At 39.1% G+C, this 17,738-nt stretch carries 13 protein-coding genes; 4 read left to right on the top strand and 9 right to left on the bottom strand.

Going from position 1 to position 17,738, the window contains the following annotated elements; all coding sequences use genetic code 11:
- Positions 1-295 precede the first annotated feature (295 nt).
- The 3 genes from RT138_RS16135 (at position 296) to RT138_RS16125 (ending at position 2,652) form a co-directional block, all read left to right on the top strand.
- Complete coding sequence (locus tag RT138_RS16135; protein WP_313191495.1) at positions 296-883, top strand: hypothetical protein; 588 nt, start codon at positions 296-298, stop codon at positions 881-883.
- Between the two features lie 180 nt (positions 884-1,063).
- Positions 1,064-1,978 carry a hypothetical protein gene (locus RT138_RS16130; RefSeq protein ID WP_313191494.1) on the top strand — a complete coding sequence of 305 codons (915 nt, stop codon included), beginning with the start codon at positions 1,064-1,066 and terminating at the stop codon, positions 1,976-1,978.
- A complete protein-coding gene (locus tag RT138_RS16125) occupies positions 1,975-2,652 on the top strand; it encodes an ATP-binding cassette domain-containing protein (protein ID WP_313191493.1) in 678 nt (225 codons plus the stop codon). Before RT138_RS16130 ends, RT138_RS16125 begins: the two co-directional genes overlap by 4 nt.
- A 1,486-nt stretch (positions 2,653-4,138) precedes the next feature.
- Here the strand turns inward: RT138_RS16125 and RT138_RS16120 are convergent.
- Entirely contained in the window at positions 4,139-5,920 is a 1,782-nt protein-coding gene (locus tag RT138_RS16120) for a M14 family metallopeptidase (protein WP_313191492.1), read from the bottom strand.
- A gap of 13 nt (positions 5,921-5,933) precedes the next feature.
- Complete coding sequence (locus RT138_RS16115) at positions 5,934-7,556, bottom strand: M14 family zinc carboxypeptidase (protein ID WP_313191491.1); 1,623 nt, start codon at positions 7,554-7,556, stop codon at positions 5,934-5,936.
- Positions 7,557-8,111: 555 nt separating this feature from the next.
- On the opposite strand from RT138_RS16115, the gene RT138_RS16110 reads away from it, so the two are divergent.
- Positions 8,112-10,577 carry an FtsX-like permease family protein gene (locus RT138_RS16110; RefSeq protein ID WP_313191490.1) on the top strand — a complete coding sequence of 822 codons (2,466 nt, stop codon included), beginning with the start codon at positions 8,112-8,114 and terminating at the stop codon, positions 10,575-10,577.
- Between the two features lie 333 nt (positions 10,578-10,910).
- Here RT138_RS16110 and RT138_RS16105 read toward each other — a convergent pair whose 3' ends face one another.
- The 7 genes from RT138_RS16105 to RT138_RS16075 all read right to left on the bottom strand — a co-directional run bounded on the left by RT138_RS16105 (position 10,911) and on the right by RT138_RS16075 (position 17,678).
- Positions 10,911-11,723: a siderophore-interacting protein gene (locus RT138_RS16105; RefSeq protein ID WP_313191489.1), complete on the bottom strand. Its 813-nt coding sequence runs from the start codon at positions 11,721-11,723 to the stop codon at positions 10,911-10,913.
- A gap of 6 nt (positions 11,724-11,729) precedes the next feature.
- A complete protein-coding gene (locus tag RT138_RS16100) occupies positions 11,730-12,674 on the bottom strand; it encodes an ABC transporter substrate-binding protein (RefSeq protein WP_313191488.1) in 945 nt (314 codons plus the stop codon).
- Positions 12,675-12,684: 10 nt separating this feature from the next.
- Positions 12,685-13,467 carry an ABC transporter ATP-binding protein gene (locus RT138_RS16095; RefSeq protein WP_313191487.1) on the bottom strand — a complete coding sequence of 261 codons (783 nt, stop codon included), beginning with the start codon at positions 13,465-13,467 and terminating at the stop codon, positions 12,685-12,687.
- Complete coding sequence (locus tag RT138_RS16090; protein WP_313191486.1) at positions 13,440-14,393, bottom strand: iron chelate uptake ABC transporter family permease subunit; 954 nt, start codon at positions 14,391-14,393, stop codon at positions 13,440-13,442. The genes RT138_RS16095 and RT138_RS16090 overlap by 28 nt, the downstream gene beginning before the upstream one ends.
- A 4-nt stretch (positions 14,394-14,397) precedes the next feature.
- Positions 14,398-15,387 (bottom strand): iron chelate uptake ABC transporter family permease subunit, encoded by a 990-nt coding sequence (locus RT138_RS16085; RefSeq protein ID WP_313191485.1) that lies wholly within the window; start codon positions 15,385-15,387, stop codon positions 14,398-14,400.
- Between the two features lie 93 nt (positions 15,388-15,480).
- Positions 15,481-16,527 carry a YncE family protein gene (locus RT138_RS16080; RefSeq protein ID WP_313191484.1) on the bottom strand — a complete coding sequence of 349 codons (1,047 nt, stop codon included), beginning with the start codon at positions 16,525-16,527 and terminating at the stop codon, positions 15,481-15,483.
- 2 nt (positions 16,528-16,529) lie between these two features.
- Positions 16,530-17,678, bottom strand: a complete 1,149-nt coding sequence (locus RT138_RS16075; RefSeq protein WP_313191483.1) for an alpha/beta hydrolase-fold protein — start codon at positions 17,676-17,678, stop codon at positions 16,530-16,532.
- Positions 17,679-17,738 lie beyond the last annotated feature (60 nt).

Raw genomic sequence — 17,738 nt, 5'->3', positions numbered from 1 at the left:
ATCTTAAACCTCTAATTATTAAGAACTTTTACAATTCTATAAACCAGAATTGGGTATTATTCAATACTTAGCAGTAAACAAGAAGGTATTTTACAAATGATGAAACAGTTTCAGGTATTGGATTAGATATTACAAAATACCCATTCCAATTTAATCGGAAAGATAAATAATTATTAACCTAAAGTTAATCAAATAGATAGATTAGTGTATTCTTGAATCAATTTTTAGAATTTCTTTTGTAATTCTAATTAAATTGCTAAACTTGACTCTTAAAGCAAGAAATATACCATATACTATGCGATTATTATCACTCTTTTTAATGTTTTGGGCATTTAGTTCACCCCTATTTGGACAAACCCTGCAACAAAAACTAAAAACGGCTCCTCTAGACAGCCAGTTCGTCTATTTGAATTTGCAATCTAGAAACCAAGACAAGGACTTTAAGATTATCAGAAAGACAAATCTTGATATCATCCGTCAAAACGTTAAAGACTCCTTGAGCATTTATAAAAAGCAAATTTCCGGGCTGAAAGGCGATGCGTCTTCTACCGAAGGTAGCCTACAGAGCCTACAAGATTCTGTAACCAACCTATCTGCTGCTTTACAAACTGAACAACAAAAAACCGATAGCATTTCTTTCCTTGGAATCCAATTTTCCAAAAGCTCTTACCATACCATGGTTTGGGTGATCATCATTGTGCTAGCGATTGCTTTATTTGGAATTTTAGCGGCCTTCAGAAAAGCTAAAGTTGACACCGAAGAAAGTAAACATACCGTAGATGAACTTCAGGAAGAACTTCAGACCCTTAGAAAAAAATCTATGGAAAGAGAACAACTTCTAAAACGTCAACTATTGGATGAACAGTTGAAAAGAAATTCTTAATTAGACAACAGACATAAGACAATATTCTTGGTTGTTTGAAGTCTAGAAATAATTAAAAAGCAGTGTTAACCGGCGTTAACACTGCTTTTTTGGTTTTGAATCATATTTTATTCAGATTCCTGTAACATAACAGGCTAATTTCTGACTAATAACACAGGTTAAACCTAATGCCTAAAGCGCATGAAGACATACTTCAATTTGCAGTGGAAGATTATCTGTAGATCGATGAAAGATTTCGGTCTTCCTTGGCTATTGATCTTTCCTGCAATCGCATTGGTTTACATCACCTTTTTCTATTTACTAAGACTGTACCCCTATTGGGCAGCCTACCTCATATTCCTGTTGAATTTTCAAGCTTTATTTAGCCTTGCCGAATACCAGCGAAATGACTTCCTCAAGATGACCTTCAATAACCTGGACTATTATCTCATCAGGATGTTAGAAAACCTGATCCTTAGCCTTGGGACGGTCATTCTATTCATCATATTCGGGAAACTCAATCTTGCCCTTGTGTTATTGGCCATTGTTGTACTTTTCGTATTTGTGTCCACAAACAGCCTATGGTCTAGCACCTTTCCAACTCCGTTCAGGAAATACCCCTTTGAATTTATTATCGGTTTCCGAAGGACCTGGCTTCTTCTGATTATTTTATATGTTTTGGCCTATATTGGTTTAACCTATGATAATCAAAACCTAGCCCTCTTCTGCATGTTTTGCATCTGCATCTGTGCAACCCTCTATTATCAAGTCATAGAGCCAAGGATGATTCTTTGGAACCAAAACAGAAAACCAGTGGCCTTTCTATTCCACAAATTCACGCGAGGAATAATACAATTAAGTCTTTTGTTATTGCCTATTACGGTTCCACTCTGCGTTATCTTTCCAGAGGATATCACGAAAGCACTTATTGTATGGGGTTTAGGTTTATTTCTGATTCCCTTTGCCATCTGCCTCAAATATGCGGTCTTTCCAAGAAAGGTCAGTGTTTCAGAAAGTATCGTTCTAGGATTATGCCTTACCTTTTATCCATTGGTCCTGGTCATCATCCCCTACTATTATTACAAAGCCATCCAAAACTTAAAAACTGCAGTATGATAGAAGTAATTAACCTCAGTAAATTCTATGGCTCCAAGACAGTCCTCAAGCACATCAATGTAGTCTTTGAGCCTGGAAAGGTGTACGGCATTGTCGGAGAGAATGGTGCTGGAAAAACTACTTTCTTCAGGTGCATGGCTGAAATGGAGGACTATGAAGGAATAATCAAGACGGGCTACAAGGAAATCAAGAATCACCTCGGATTTTTAACGGCCGAGCCTTATTTTTTACCCAAGATCACCGGAGAAGAACATATCTATTTGATGACGGATGCTCGGAAAATAAAGCTGGAAAACCTTCAGGAAAAGAATATTTTTAAGCTACCTTTAAAGGAATATATCAGCCAATATTCTACAGGAATGAAAAAGAAATTGGCGATCATGGCCGTTCTCTTTCAACAGAATGATTTCATTATCTTGGATGAACCATTTAATGGTATCGATCTGGAGAGTTCCATTATCCTTGAGGAAATTATCAAGATGCTTAAGAACAAAGGAAATACAATCCTTATATCTTCACATATTTTTTCGACACTGAAAAATAGTTGTGATGTGATTTACCAGATTGAAAATGGACAGTTCTCCAACCCCTATTCTCCATCCACTTTTGGAGACTTGGAAGAAGCTATGAAGAGTAAAATCCTTCAGAATCACTTCAATAATTTTTCATTATAAGTTTTGTTGAAGCCTAAGCAGTACAAAAATTAGAGGTACAGCTTTGACCTTATTCGAGACATATTCCGAAAATTCCGAAAATGGCTAGAATATTATTAAAGGTTTTCTCGAATATGTCTCGAATGATTCTCGAACATGGTCAGAATATCAACCCAAAAAATAGCTGACACATTCAATTTAATCAGTCCTATTTGCAATTGACATCAAATAATGTTTATAATAAGCTGTAATATTCCTCTGTTTCTATTATATTATATGTAATTATAGATCAATAGAAATATAGTAGGATGTCTTATTACAGAAGCCTACTCGTAAATAAGAAATTATGAGAAATTCATTTTTATATACAGCACTTATATGCTGTATATTATTAGAAGTTTTAGTAATCTATTCTTATGTAGTAAAAAACATAAACATAAAAGAGTTCCTTCTTTTGGGATTGGGCAATATTGGTGTTATATATGTATTTATTATAAATATTAGACATAATAACAAAAAGGCAAAAAACATTCTGAATGATAGGTGAAGTGGCTGTACGTTTCTCTCTCATGACCCTGTCATCCTCAATCTTCGATTGAGGACCTGTACGCCAATACACACTTGATATGCTTGGTTCCGAGACCCTTCGTTCCTCGGTGACCCTAGAAAAGAAGAGCTTTTCACCCGATATACTGCCCTAGAAGGGCAGAATTATTTTAGGGCAGAATTATTTTGGCAGATTTAATAAAAGCAACAAATCGTTGATTAGACAACCCCCAGAGGGGGTGAAATATTTGTAGATTTATGATGGATAATTACGGATAACCCCTAGTGGGGGTGAAATATTTTTCAACAAATATTTCTGAATAAAGAAAGTAGTTCCCTCATCTTACAATTTCGGGATGACAAATTCCGCAAAATAAAAACAAAAATAGATTCTTCGTTGCACTCTGAATCCCTCTTTAGCGCATTGTGATTCTGAACAATCCGTGAAGAATCTGTACGGTTCCCCCCTCATGACCCTGTCATCCTCGATCGAAGATTGAGGACCTGTACGCCAATGCAAACTTGATCTGTACGGTTCCGAGACCCTTCGTTCCTCAGGGTGACCCCGGAAAAGGAGAGCTTTCCCCGCGATATACTGCCCTAGAAGGGCAGAATTATTTTAGGGCAGTTTTATTTTAGGCAGATTTAATAAAAGCAATGAATCCTTGATTGGACAATCCCCAGCGGGGGTGAAATGTCTTTCTATACCCTCTCTATGTCACCCTGAGGGCTTCTCCGAAGGGTCTCGGAACTATCCATTCTTCATTTGAAATAGCTCCCTCATCTTACGATTTCGGGATGACAAATTCCGCAAAATAAAAAAAATAGATTCTTCGTTGCACTCTGAATCCCTCTTTAGCACATTTTGATTCTGTCAATTTTTCCCACAAAAAACAAAAGCAGCAATCCGTGGATTGCTGCTTCAAGGTATAAACCGATTTGTAAATTGTTGCTTTTTTGATTAGGACTTGTTCGCGGCGTCCTTCAGATTATATTCAAGGTATCCACCTTTAGGGCTATCCACGATCAGCTTTGCAGAATTTGGATTCCCTTTTACGATCCATCTGACCTTCACGGAGCTCATACCATCAATAGTAGGTACTTCGATCTGCTGTGGCTGATATTTTTGCTCCAGCGTTTCATTGAAGTCAGCGTTCAAGACTTGCATACCTGTAACCACCTGTGCACCTTCTAATCGGATATGGTTAGGGCGTTCTATCTTATGTCTCACATCATGGTCTGAGTGTGTAGGAACTATCCTGGTATTCCAGATCGTTGCATTCACTTCATATAGATTACCACCAAGAGGTTTAATGCTGGATTCCATGACTTCAAGTTTTGGCATGTGGTAGGCATGGTAAATGGTAAATGCTGCATTCCGGTGTGCATCCTCCATCAATAAGAAGCCTGGGTGATTACGAGTATAGTTTTTCTTAGCTCCACCAATCTCGATCTTACCATATTGTGGATGGTCAAACTCCTTCCATGGCACGTAGGCATCTCCGAACATCAATAGTTTATCAAACTCATAATACTCATCGCTGTTCCTCAGGCCACCTTCGGATTTTTCATTGAAAAGCTTATAGGTAGTCATCAATTCATTGGAGAAAGTAAAGATTCCACGAGTCAGGGCCAAGAAATCGATCTCACCCCCAAATACAGTGTAAAGATCTTTATGGATCACGATATAATCATAGCCCGGCAACATCTTTTCTCCGGTCTTGCCTAAGGCATCATATACCTGAACGTCTTTTCTTGAGTAAAACTTCTCATCATCTGCGGCACCTGGACCACGCAGGATCATACCTCCGTAGTTGTGATACGATTGCGCTCCTGCGATATTCGGATGGGCATAGATAAATTTTTTGACAGCTTGCGTTTCAGGCAAGGTTCCTGGATAGTAGAGCGCACCTCCCTGTACATAGTTTGGTTGCCAGTTCCATCCCCAGTCACGGTTAGGGTCATAAGTTCCTGTGATATCCTCATTGACCAATCCATCACCATCATTGTCAATGCCCTCAAAACCCAGCATTTCATATTCGCCCACTTCACCTGGTTTCACCATCAGCATACGGTTAGGGTTTTCAGGATCAGCTTTAAACCTTCCGGTCTTGGACTTGCGACGCATCATGACAATTTCGCCATCGCCATCCAAATCATCGTATAGATCTTCTGCTACCAGTCCATCTCCATCGTTATCAAATGGCCTACGGCCTGTCCTTGAGGAGTGCATGGTATTCGGTTGGTAAATAAAGTATTCACGTGAATCCGGATTGATCGTTGGGGCGATGTAAAACACCTTATCCTTCAATAAATCTTTGATAAACGGGACAGTATTATAGTTTTCTAAGAGATACCATGCGGTGTACATGGATATTTCAGACCCTTGCAGTTCATTGGCATGGATGTTACCATCAATCCACATTGCCGGTTTTCTTTCGGGTTTACCTTCCTTGAAATCCGTTACGGTCAGGACAAAGATGTCCCTACCTTCGTAACTTTTCCCAATAGACTCATATTTAATGAGGTCAGGATAGGCTTTTTGTAGGTCCTTATAGAACTGTTCCATTTGTTTAAGGTCGTGGTAACGGCTCCAATTCATTTGAACTTTAGGATTGGAAGGCGAACCAACAGCCCGTAGACCGGCGATCTCCTTGCTGACATCGTCGTTTTTCTTTTGGGCAAAGGCTGCCGAAACACTCAGTGCTAAGGCAAGTGATAATATTTTATATGATAGTCTCATTTCTTGGCAGATTTTATAGGTTAATATCTAGGGTTTTCTCACCAGCAGTCGGGCAACCAACAGTCAGCTGTACTTTACCTTTTCCTTTGACCAACCAAGAGAAGGTATTGGAAGCCCCCGCTTGAAGGGTTGGATAAAGTTGAAGGCGTTTTCCGCTTAGGAAAGATTGTCCTTTTTGCAATTCCATAATGGATTTCATTTTGGAAACATGCTTGATCTTATCTGCAATTTCCGGATAGACCGGCATGGCACCCGTATTGAAGACTTTCACTTCGATACGGTAGATATCATCGCCAAGATTGGTCACTTTAGGGCTAGAGAATTCCAAGCTGGCCAACGAACGGGTCAATTCAACCACAAAGTTGCTGTGCATTTTTGCTGAAGCATCCAATAATGCTACGGGAGGGTTGTTCACAAAACGTTCCACGACACCACCCACTTCCACATCCTGATTTGGAAAATCTGGATGGTTAACCTTGGCCCATGGAAGGATTGCACCTTGGATCCCTTGGTTTTTAACCCAGTTCACAAAACGATCGGAGTTGTTGGTTGCTGGCACCTTCGGTCCTGCGTTCTTCGTTGTATCCGAAATGGTCGGAATCCACCAAGATGGCGTAACAAAGCTGAATTTACCTGTATGATAGTAAATCGTTGGACTTAGGTTTCCTTTACCAGCAGGCATTTTTGGAGCTTCTCCCATAGGTTTCACGGCATCGTTATAGATCTTGCTCACAAATGCAGAAACTTGTGCATCGTTATTGGTCCAAGACTTCGTAATTCTCTCCGATGCTTTTCTTTGATCGAATTGTTCAGCTACAGATAGGTTGTTCTGCAAGCCAAAGTGCAATACGGCCGCAATTTGTGGATTTTCGAAGATCAGATCGATGATTGCCCTGGTTTCTGGCTCCGAAGCTGCATAATCACCGGTTTCTGGTTCAAAAAATGGATAATCATAGGTAAAGTTTTTGTCCAAGTTGACCCCTGATTTACCATCTTCCGAGATTGCACCATCTTGATCTGCATCACGTCCTTCGGTATATAGTTCATATGTTCCCGATTCACCTTTGTTACGTTCAGCCAAAACCAGGTAATCGGCATTATTGGTATGGGAACGGTAAGGACCTGCAGGCGTTTTGATCCTCATCTGCGAAATCAAACCATCTTTATTTAGGTCTACTTCAGGATCTTCATCGATACGACCATCACGATCATTATCTATGGTCCTGGCATTTCCAGAATACCAAGCTGCAGAACTGGAATTTCTTTTATAAGCATCTACATTTAGAACAGGAATAATCCAAATGGATTTATTGGCCAATAGTTCATTCAGTTGATCGCTAGGAAGAGCTAAGATCTGTTTGGCCACATTTAATGAATTGACCACTCCAGCAGGATGTTTTCCATCTACACCGGCAACAATCAATAATGTGGGTTTTGCAGTTTTTCCATTTTGGATTTTAATTAATGGGATATCTTCAGAACCAACCGACTTTCCGATGGAAGTTCTTTCCACGAGTTTGTTTGAAGATACATCTTGAATTTGTTTTGTCAATGCATCGAAATTGGGATAATTCCACTGTGCATGTACAAAAAACGGCATGCCGCAGGAGAGCAGCAAAATGATCCAGTATTTCATATATTTAGGTATTTAGTCTGTCGCTAAACTACTGAATTAGGTTAATAATTGAAAGGCATTAAGCAGATAATCCCATTTTTAAATGATTATTTAAAAAAATTGGGAATAGAATGAAAGGGAAGCCTGAAAACAGGTTATTAGGCCATCATTTTTATCACAGACCCTTGAATAACAATGTTGTTATAATTGCACTTGGGGCAATTAATCTAAAGGAATCCGCTAAAATGGTTAGAAGGATTTATCATTCCGCCTTTTCTTCCCTTCGATCTTGGGCGGACTTATCTTCAGCGACACCGGCTTTCCAATAGGAGAATGTCGGATTTTCCTCTTGCCCTCCATAAAAAAGGCTAAAAATTTCAGTTATTTGAGAATCATAAACTTAGCTAATCCAGCATTAGTTATGTACAATAACGAACATAAAATGTCCGAAATTGAACAGCTTTCAAAGTAGCAACCCCCTAAATAACTGTCAGTCAACATAGTTATTAAATTGGCAGCTGATTTGGGGAAAGTAAAATAGGGCTAATATTTTGCCAATTTATTAATCAATATGCTATGTTTAGATTATTAATAACCAACAGTATTAGACATTTAAAGAGAAATCCACTCTTTACATTTCTGAATGTTCTGGGACTGACTATCGGAATCAGTTCATGTTGGGTAATTTATAAATACGTCAGCTTTGAACTGAGCTTTGAGAAAGGGCTTCCTCAAAAAGAGAACACCTATAGACTGTTGTCACACTTTAAGACGGAAGATCGAGATGAACTGTTTTCGGGAATTTCAAGACCAATATATTTTGCCCTTCAGGAAGACCCTAAGGGGCTTGACATGGTAGTTCCGTATTTTAGAAAAGACCTGATGAATGTAAGCATTCCCGAAATACCTGGTCAGGAAAAAAAGTATGAAGAACCGACTTGGGATGAAACTTCTCTTATAGAAACCACTCCGGATCTCTTTGAATTGGTTGGATACCACTGGTTGGCGGGTAACAAGGAATTTTCATTGAAAGAGCCCCATCAACTAGTATTAACCGAAGACCGTGCCAAGCATTATTTTCCAAAATTGAGTCCGCAAGAGGTAATTGGAAAGACATTGATATATAACGACAGTGTAAAGCGAATCGTTTCAGGAGTAATACAAAACTTGGAGTTCCCTACAGAGTTTAATGGTCAGGAATATTTTTTAGTCCAAAAGAGTGAAAAAGACAACATGCTCCAAGCCTGGGGTAGTAGCAATGGAGCTGATAAAGTTTATTTATTGGCGAAAAATCAGAAGAACCTATTAGCCTCAAAAGAACAAATACAACGACTTGTTGATTCAAAATGGAGACAGATACAAAATGAAAAACTACTTCCCTTTGATTTCGACCGCACGATGGTCACCATGCCAATCCGAGAATCGCATTTCTCTACTGATATGAGTGAATCAGGTGCCTCAAAAACAAACAAAAAGGTTATTTTTAGTCTTGTAGCGGTGGCTATATTTCTTCTAGGGATGGCATGTATCAATTATGTAAACCTTACTACAGCGCAGATTCCGCAGCGTTCCAAGGAAATTGGCATTCGCAAGACATTAGGGGGATCCAATGGTTCTTTAATTTCTCAATTGATGATTGAGACCAGTTTGATTGTATTATTTTCTTTTATTCTATCCTATTTTATTTCCGATCTCGGGTTTATAGCTCTAGGTGACTTGATCAGCGACCCTGTGAAGAATTATTCCGACCCATTGGTTATTACAATTTTTATCATTATTACTTTTGTTGCAACAGTAATTTTCGCAGGAATATTCCCGTCAATACTTTTCAGCAAAGTCAATTCTGTGGATATCTTTAGGAATAAAGGCCATGTATCCTTGGGCAATCAAAAGATCGATTTCAGAAAAGGTCTCATAATTTTCCAGTTCATTATTGCACAGGTTTTTATTGTCGCAGGAATAATAATCGGACAGCAATTGAATTATGTTATCCGAAAGGACATGGGGTTTAATAAAGATGCTGTGATTTTGACTCATGTACCCTTTAAGGTATTTATGATGGACAATTATCATGAACGAAAAATACTCCTGGCAGATGAATTAAGAAAAATCAACGGAATCGAAAGTGTTACCATGGGAAATGTCCCCATTTCAAACAGCTATAGTTCCAACAAATTTGAAATCCACCCAGAAGATGGGAGTACCGTAATCTCTAAAGAACTATACAGCAAGACGATTGATTCTGCATATTTAAAATTCTATGATATCAAACTGCTTGCGGGTTCAGAACTCTACCAATCCGATACAACCAACGGTTATTTGATAAACGAAACAGCCCTTACTGCATTTGGTTTTAAAAAACCGCAAGATGCAATTGGAAAATTTTTGTTCGAGCAAGGAAAATCATTCCCTATCATGGGAGTAGTAAAGGATTTTCATACCCAAGATTTTTACAGCAAAATTTCGCCTATGGTTTTGATGTATGACAAAAATAATCTTCAGGATTATAGTATCCGCCTGAGCTTGGCTCAAAATAAAAACTGGCCAACAATAATTGAAACCATCAAATATAATTGGGCAAAATATTTTCCAATAGAAACTTTCTCAACATCTTTCTATGATGACAATATTGCATCATTTTATAAGAAAGAACAACATCTCCATAAATTGACCAATATCAGTACCGGTATTGCTATAATCCTAAGTTGTCTTGGCCTGTTTGGACTTTCGACAGTTTCAGCATTCCAGCGGACAAAGGAAATCTGTATCCGCAAAGTACTAGGTGCATCCATTTCTGGTATTGTGGCTATGCTAACAAAGGATTTTGTGAAAATGGTCATTGTGGCCTTCTTTATAGCCTCACCTATTGTTTGGTTGGTCTGTAATGAGTGGTTAAAGGATTTTGTCTATCGCGTCGAGATCTCATGGACAACATTTATCTTGGGAGGTTTGCTGGCCATCATTTCTGCATTGCTGACCGTAGGTTATCAGGCTATAAAAGTAGCAAATTCAAAACCTGTAGAAAACTTGAAAGCTGAATAACATCTTGAAGTTCCAAAATCTGTTACATGATATTTGAACAGGGTTTTATCTACTTCCTCGAGCTTATGAACAAACAACAGTTAAGTATTTGATAAGTACATGCTAAGCTCTTTTCTTTTCATATTAGGTCATAGTAGAGAAAGAAATTAAGCTGATAATCCCATTATTAAATGAATATTATTTAATAATGATCAGATTTTGCCTATTATGCTTGATAAACAACTTAATAGGCTCTGATTTTCAGCACAAACCAATGATTAACAATATTGATATTACTGTGCTTTGGGGCAATTATTCTCTAAGGAAACCGCTTAAAAGGTAGGAATGAATTATTTATTCCGCCTTTTCTTCCCTTCGATCTTGGGCGGACTTATCTTCAGCGACACCGGCTTTCCAATAGGAGAATGCATAAAAATCTTTATTGGACCAACCAAGGTTATCTTTGAAGTAGGCACGGAGCTCTTTTACGGAACTATATTCACATGCTACATAAGCAAATTTTGATTGATTCGTGGGCAGATTCACATCCCTAGTTAAATGAGGAAGTGCACTTCCCTTTTCAGGCTCTGGATTGATGAGCCACTGAAATTCAAATCCATCATGTTTTATTTCTGGATGGAAGTCATTCTCGGATGGGATTTCAATCAAACAATATCCCCTAGCTGATGAAGGCAGGCTCTCTAAAATACAGCTGATTACTGGAATAGCTGTTGCATCTCCGACCAAAAGGTACCAATCCACTTTGGGGTAATGTACGGTTTCCCGAATCTTCATAGCGACCCCTAATTGATCGCCTAAAGTTGCTTTTCTAGCCCATGTTGAGGCAGGCCCGTTATCGCCATGGTTTACAAAATCAATCGTAATTTCTTGCGTTTCGGGATTGTATTTACGGTGGGTGTAGGTACGGACAATAGGTTTCACGTCCTCCTCAGGCATGACCCACTCCCCTCTTTCGGCATCAAAACTGGCAAATTGAACTTCTTTTTTTCCTGATGGCGGAATGAAGATTTTATTGTTTGCACCAGGGCTACATTGATCAAAGTCGATTTCCTCATCTGATTTAAGAATTACGCGAATATAATGTGGGGTAATCGATTGTTTATCCGTTACCTTAAAAACATATTTTGAAATGATTGGCTTTTCCATACTTTATTATTGAATAAGTTTAACAATATCGTCGACCATTAAATCCACTGATGTAATTCCGCCACCGGAGATAAACCATACATTAGGGTCGAGATAAAACAGGTTATTTGATTTAAAGGCTTTGGTCTGTTTGATCAGTTGATTTTCCACTTCCTCTTTACTTGATTTCTTTCCTAAGACCGCAGCATTTCGGTCGACGATAAACAGGTAATCAGGATTGGCTTCAGCAATCAATTCATTGGAGACCCGTTGTCCATGTACAGATTCATCCTGCAATTCAAGGACAGGTTTGATGCCTAGAACATCATGGATAAAACCGAACCTTGATCCTTTGCCAAAGGCACTAAATTTCCCATTGTTATAGATCAAGAACAGCGCTTGATGCGGATCCTGTTGGAATTTGCTTTGAGCGGCAAGAATTTTCCTGTTCAAAGATTCCAGTTTTTCAGTCGCCAACTCCTCTTTACCATATATCCTCCCGATCAGCTTGACATTGTTCTCAAAAGATGGAAGGTAATTTTTATTGTCAGTTCCGATAAAAACCGTTGGGGCAATCTCATTGATTTCTTGGTAAAATCTTTCTAGCCGGGTTGATATAAAAATAATATCGGGTTTTGTTGCAGCAATAGCTTCAAAATCGGGTTCAATCACAGAACCCACGTCTGCCACATCGGGATTGTCATTGATGGTCTTCAGGTAGGAAGGAAGGAATTTCTTGGGCACACCGACAGGCGTAATCCCTAATTCATTCATTGTTTCTAAAGCACCAATATCCAGGACAACGCTGCGTTGGGGATTTTTGGGAATGATCTGTTTGCCCAATTTATGTTCAATATGCAGTGTGTCACTCACGACCTTACTGTCTTGCTTCGTTGAATTAGATTGGCAGGACAGGAATACAAAAGGCAAGATTAACATGACCATGGATTTCCTTAATATATTGATGTACATAGTATTCATTTTATAGATTGAAATAATTACAGATTTTTTTATTGTTGATTTCGATGATATTAAATTCAAGGTCAAATATTTCATGCAGGATTTTCGCATCGATTACCTTATTGGTTTGATCATTATAAAGGATCTCTCCATTTTTCAGCGCAATAATTTGGTCGGAATATTGGGAGGCAAAATTGATTTCATGGATGACCATGATTACCGTTTTTCCCAACTCATCCACGAGCCTCCGCAGTGTTTTCATGACATGGACAGCATGTTTCATGTCCAGGTTATTGAGGGGCTCATCGAGCAAGATAAAATCAGTGTCCTGGGCAATGATCATGGAGATGAACGCCCTTTGTCGTTGGCCACCACTCAATTCATCGATATAGGAATCTTTTAATTCCGTTAGATCCGAAAATGCGATGGCATCATCCACTTTCTTCCAGTCCAATTCGCTCAGTTTACCTTGGCTATAAGGAAACCGACCAAAGGAAACGAGATCCCGTACGGTAAGTTTCAACTCAAGGTGATTGGACTGCTTCAGGATGGATAGCTTTTTTGCCAATTCAGCGCCTTTATACGTGGAAAGCTCCTTCTCATAGAAAGCCACCTGCCCTGCATCCTGCTTAATCAAGCGACTTATTATTGACAGTAAGGTACTTTTCCCAGCACCATTAGGTCCAATCAAGGAGGTGATCTTAGCTTGTGGAAAACCACCGGTAAGATTTTTCAACACTTCCTTTTTGCCATAACGCTTGACTATCGCGTCAAAGCTTAACTTATTTTTTTCCTCGTCAACCATAGTAAATACATAAAATAAACACCGCCGATAAAATTGATAATGATACTGACCGTTGTGGTAAATCCGATGACCTGTTCCACAAGAAACTGCCCCAATACTAAACAGAATGCAGAAATCACGGCACAAATAGGGAGCATATACTGATGTTTTCTGGTTTTAAAAAGTTCATAGGTCAGGTTACAGACCAGAATGCCAAGAAAAGTAATGGGACCGACCAAAGCTGTTGATACTGAAACCAACAGGGTGATACAGATTAGAAATCTTTTGATCATCTTGTTGTAATCTACACCAAGGTTTATGGCATGATCTCTACCCAATGCAATAACATCGAGATATCGTAGGTTAAAACTTATATAGACGATGGCTGCCAACATGGTAATCCCGGCAATGCCCAACAATTTGCTGTTCATCTTGGCGAAGGAGACAAACATGAAATTTTGTACCATCGAAAATTCATTGGGATCAATCAGAACTTGCAGGAATTGGCTCATGGTCAAAAATAAAGTTCCAAATACCATCCCTGTTAGTAGGAGATAGTACATGCTTCTTTTATTCTTACCAAACATCAAAAGGTAGATCAGCAAAGAAAAACCTAGCATCAGGATCACGGCATATAAAAAATTCTCCTGTTGATTGATGACTTGAAAAGTTCGATCCCCATAGATAAAGACGATAACAGTCTGGAACAGGATAAAGATGGCTTCATAGCCCATGATTGAGGGGGTCAGAATCCTGTTATTCGTAATCGTCTGGAATAGGATTGAAGAATAGGCCACCGAACAGCCAACTATCAACATGCTAAAGAGTCGAATCGATCTTTTACTGATTGCATAATTATTGGACAGGTCAATGTTAAAGAACAGGAATAAGGCAATTACAATAAGTAATAGGCCTAGCAATATGGAAAACTTGAGTATTGGCTTCATGGTCTTATTTCTTTTTAAGGATTAAGATCAAGAATACAATTCCACCTATTATGCCCACTGTCATCCCAATTGGCACCTCGTAAGGAAATACAATCAACCGACTGATCAAGTCGCATACAATGAGAAATACTGCACCTACATAAGCTATTATTGGGAGAATTTTTCTAAGGTTATCGCCAAAGACCATGCTCACCAAGTTTGGTATGATCAGACCAAGAAACGGGATAGCTCCAACGGTAAGCACGGAAGAACTCACCACGATAGAGACTGTAAACAACCCTATATAGACAATAGTATTATAGGAAAGCCCCAAATTCTTGGCAAAGCTCTCGCCCATACCTGCAATTGTAAAACGTTCGGCAAACAGATAGACCAAGATCACCGCTGGTAGAATGATATAGATGACTTCATATTGTCCTTGCATCACAGAGGAAAAATCCCCGAGCAGCCACTCTTGCGTACTTTGTACTATACCTTTTTCATAAGCGAAGAAAGTTGAAATGGCACTGAGGATACTTCCAAACATTAATCCTACAAGTGGAATAAATACAGTGCTGCGCAGTTTGATCTTGCTGATAAAATAGATGAACAGGAAAGAGGTAAAGAATGTGAAGAACAAGGCAAAGATCATCCTAATGGTCAAAGAGGATTGCGGAAAAAGGATCAAGGCGGTCAATATCCCCATTTTTGCGGCCTCCAATGACCCAGAAGTAGTTGGCGAAACAAACCTGTTTTGCGATAATTGTTGGAGGATAAAACCAGATATACTCAATCCTGCTCCTACCAATATCAAAGCCAAAGTTCTGGGAATTCGGCTGATCAGAAAGAACAGCATCTTTTCACTATCCGAGGAAAGATCGGAATAATGGATATCCTTCACCCCTGTAAATAGGGATATCCAGATTAATACTAAAACAACCCCTATGGCAATGATCCATAGCAGGTATTTATTCTTCAATAAACTCAATTTCTCCAACTCCTTACAGCATTTCAACGGCTCTCTTTAAACCAAATAAAATGCTATGCTAAAAAATGAAACTATGCCCTGATCCATCAGGTTCAGGACATAGCAATCATCAAGATTTTATTAATTTATTTTTGTGATGGTATCGCCATTTTTGTCGACCTCAACGGGCTGACCTTCCACTGGTCTACCACCTTTGGTTTTGTTGATGACAAAGGCCTCTCCTGATTTAGGATCGATCTTTACATGATTAGGACGAGAACCTGTAGGCAGATCCGCGACAACCTCTAATGTCTTGGCATCGATAATACTGGTGGTACCAGTTTGGCGATTGGCAGAATATATTCTGTTTTTCACTTTATCAAAGGCTATTCCTATGGCACCATCCCCCGTTGGGATGCTCTTGATCAAATTTCCATCAGGACCTAAAACCGTTACTGTGCCGGACTTTTGGTTGGTAACAAATAGGCGCTCTCCATCCGAAGTAATATTTACCGGACCTTCACCAGCAGATGGAAACTGCTTTTCAACTTTTTTACTTTTTACATCGACCACGTAAATGGAGTTATCACCAATAACGGTCAGATAGATCTTGTCCGTTCCTTTTAGGAAAGTCATGCCCGTAGCTGTTTTTCCAAGGTTGTCCAGAGAATGGGAATACGTATTCGTTTTTCCATCAATGACCCAGATATTACTAGGATCCCCTACATCAGATACGTAAATCAGGTTGTTATCTTCATCAACCAATACCTCTCGGGTATGGGATTCTTCGGCTCCATTTTTAATGGTTGCCAATAACTTTCCAGATTTTAGGTCCACGGCACTCACCGAATTCGTTCTTGTATTGGTGGTATAGGCGATCTGGGTCTTATTATTGATTCCAATTCCGAATGGAGGGTTTTCTTTTAGACTGATGCTATCCACAATAGCCAAATCTTTGGGGTTAATTTTATAGATTGCACCGCCTGGATTAGCTCTAGAACCAGCTGAAGTCACATAGATATGTCCATCGTTCGTATTGATTACAGCTTCATAAACGCCAGTTCCAGCATGTGAAGATTTCACTACCTGTTGGCCGAAAGCCAAAGTACTACAAAAGAATAACCCTGTACTGAGGAAGAGAGCTTTTGAAATGATTGAGCACTTGTGATTGAAGTTAATTGTGTTCATAGTTACTTATTTTTATATATGGAGTTAATTCTTGATTTCCAATGCAGGTAAAATTCTTCGAATGCTTTTTGCCAATAATATGCTCCATGTTTACCTTCAGGATTGATATGGAGTGTTAATTTGCCAGGAAAACTATCTTTTATCCAGTTGAAATAGCGATCTAGGTCTATTTTCATGTTATTAAGGGAGTCCATCAACCGAAAGCGCCTTTCCCGATCACCCATATAGAAATAGATTTCTTGGTCAGATCGATCTGTTCCTTTTTTCAGCATGCTTTCTGAATAGCTGTACAGATTTGGCTCGTCCATCCAGATAGATGGGGAAAAAACAGCGGTAGTACCGAACACCTCTGGATATTTCAGCCCTGCATACAGCGTTAATAGGCCTGCTATGGAACTACCCAACATGGCGGTATTCCAAGGGTCGGAAAGAGTCCTATAATTGCTGTCCACAAATGGCTTCAAGGTATGGACAATATCTTCGAGGTACAGCCATCCCAAAGGATTCTTAGTCCCCTGAACGGGATGCACAAGGTATTCTTGTTGTCTTAACTCATAATTCTTTGCATGATCTATGGCGACCACGATTGAAGACGGATCAATTTCATCCAGGAATTCATCTACCATCCATTCTACAGGTCCTGATCTACCAATCGATCGAGCTTCATCGAAAAGATGCTGCCCATCGTGCATATAGATGGTGGGATAATGCTTTTCAGTTTGAAAATAATCTTTGGGTAAGTAGATCATGACCTTTCGATACACATTCAAATCTGGAAAATAGAAATGTTCATCTAGGATATGTACCTGTTTGCTCGCAGTTGATTTGGGAAATAGGTCTCGCCACGATTCTATCTCTAAATTGATTTCTGTGTCTCTTTGTACTTTGAAGACTTGGGGCGATTTCAGTTTGCCGTTTTTTGTAGCTTCAAGTGTTTGCCAGTTGCCACGAGTAATTTTCAGTTCAAGTTCTCCGCTTGGTACTTCGGGCAGTAGGCATTGAACAGACTTCCCCTTTTCAGGAACTGTTCCTACCAATAAATGATCGGTATCCCAATTATTGAAAGTTCCAGCAAGGAACAATGGCTCACCAACAAATTGGTCACAATTGTTCAGAATGTTTACTGTTATCTCAATGATTTTTTTGGGCATAGTTAAATGTTTGCATTTAGCACTTTGACTCGGAGCTAAATTAGATAGATTCTAAATAAA

Source organism: Sphingobacterium sp. (genome assembly GCF_032065005.1).
GTDB lineage: Bacteria > Bacteroidota > Bacteroidia > Sphingobacteriales > Sphingobacteriaceae > Sphingobacterium.
This window is presented reverse-complemented; position numbering and strand designations above follow the sequence as displayed.

Coding starts and splice junctions, on each gene's coding strand:
- RT138_RS16125 (WP_313191493.1), top strand. CDS start 1,975: ATGATAGAAGTAATTAACCTCAGTAAATTCTATGGCTCCAAGACAGTC.
- RT138_RS16100 (WP_313191488.1), bottom strand. CDS start 12,674: ATGTACATCAATATATTAAGGAAATCCATGGTCATGTTAATCTTGCCT.
- RT138_RS16105 (WP_313191489.1), bottom strand. CDS start 11,723: ATGGAAAAGCCAATCATTTCAAAATATGTTTTTAAGGTAACGGATAAA.
- RT138_RS16090 (WP_313191486.1), bottom strand. CDS start 14,393: ATGAAGCCAATACTCAAGTTTTCCATATTGCTAGGCCTATTACTTATT.
- RT138_RS16080 (WP_313191484.1), bottom strand. CDS start 16,527: ATGAACACAATTAACTTCAATCACAAGTGCTCAATCATTTCAAAAGCT.
- RT138_RS16130 (WP_313191494.1), top strand. CDS start 1,064: ATGAAGACATACTTCAATTTGCAGTGGAAGATTATCTGTAGATCGATG.
- RT138_RS16095 (WP_313191487.1), bottom strand. CDS start 13,467: ATGGTTGACGAGGAAAAAAATAAGTTAAGCTTTGACGCGATAGTCAAG.
- RT138_RS16110 (WP_313191490.1), top strand. CDS start 8,112: ATGTTTAGATTATTAATAACCAACAGTATTAGACATTTAAAGAGAAAT.
- RT138_RS16075 (WP_313191483.1), bottom strand. CDS start 17,678: ATGCCCAAAAAAATCATTGAGATAACAGTAAACATTCTGAACAATTGT.
- RT138_RS16135 (WP_313191495.1), top strand. CDS start 296: ATGCGATTATTATCACTCTTTTTAATGTTTTGGGCATTTAGTTCACCC.
- RT138_RS16115 (WP_313191491.1), bottom strand. CDS start 7,556: ATGAAATACTGGATCATTTTGCTGCTCTCCTGCGGCATGCCGTTTTTT.
- RT138_RS16120 (WP_313191492.1), bottom strand. CDS start 5,920: ATGAGACTATCATATAAAATATTATCACTTGCCTTAGCACTGAGTGTT.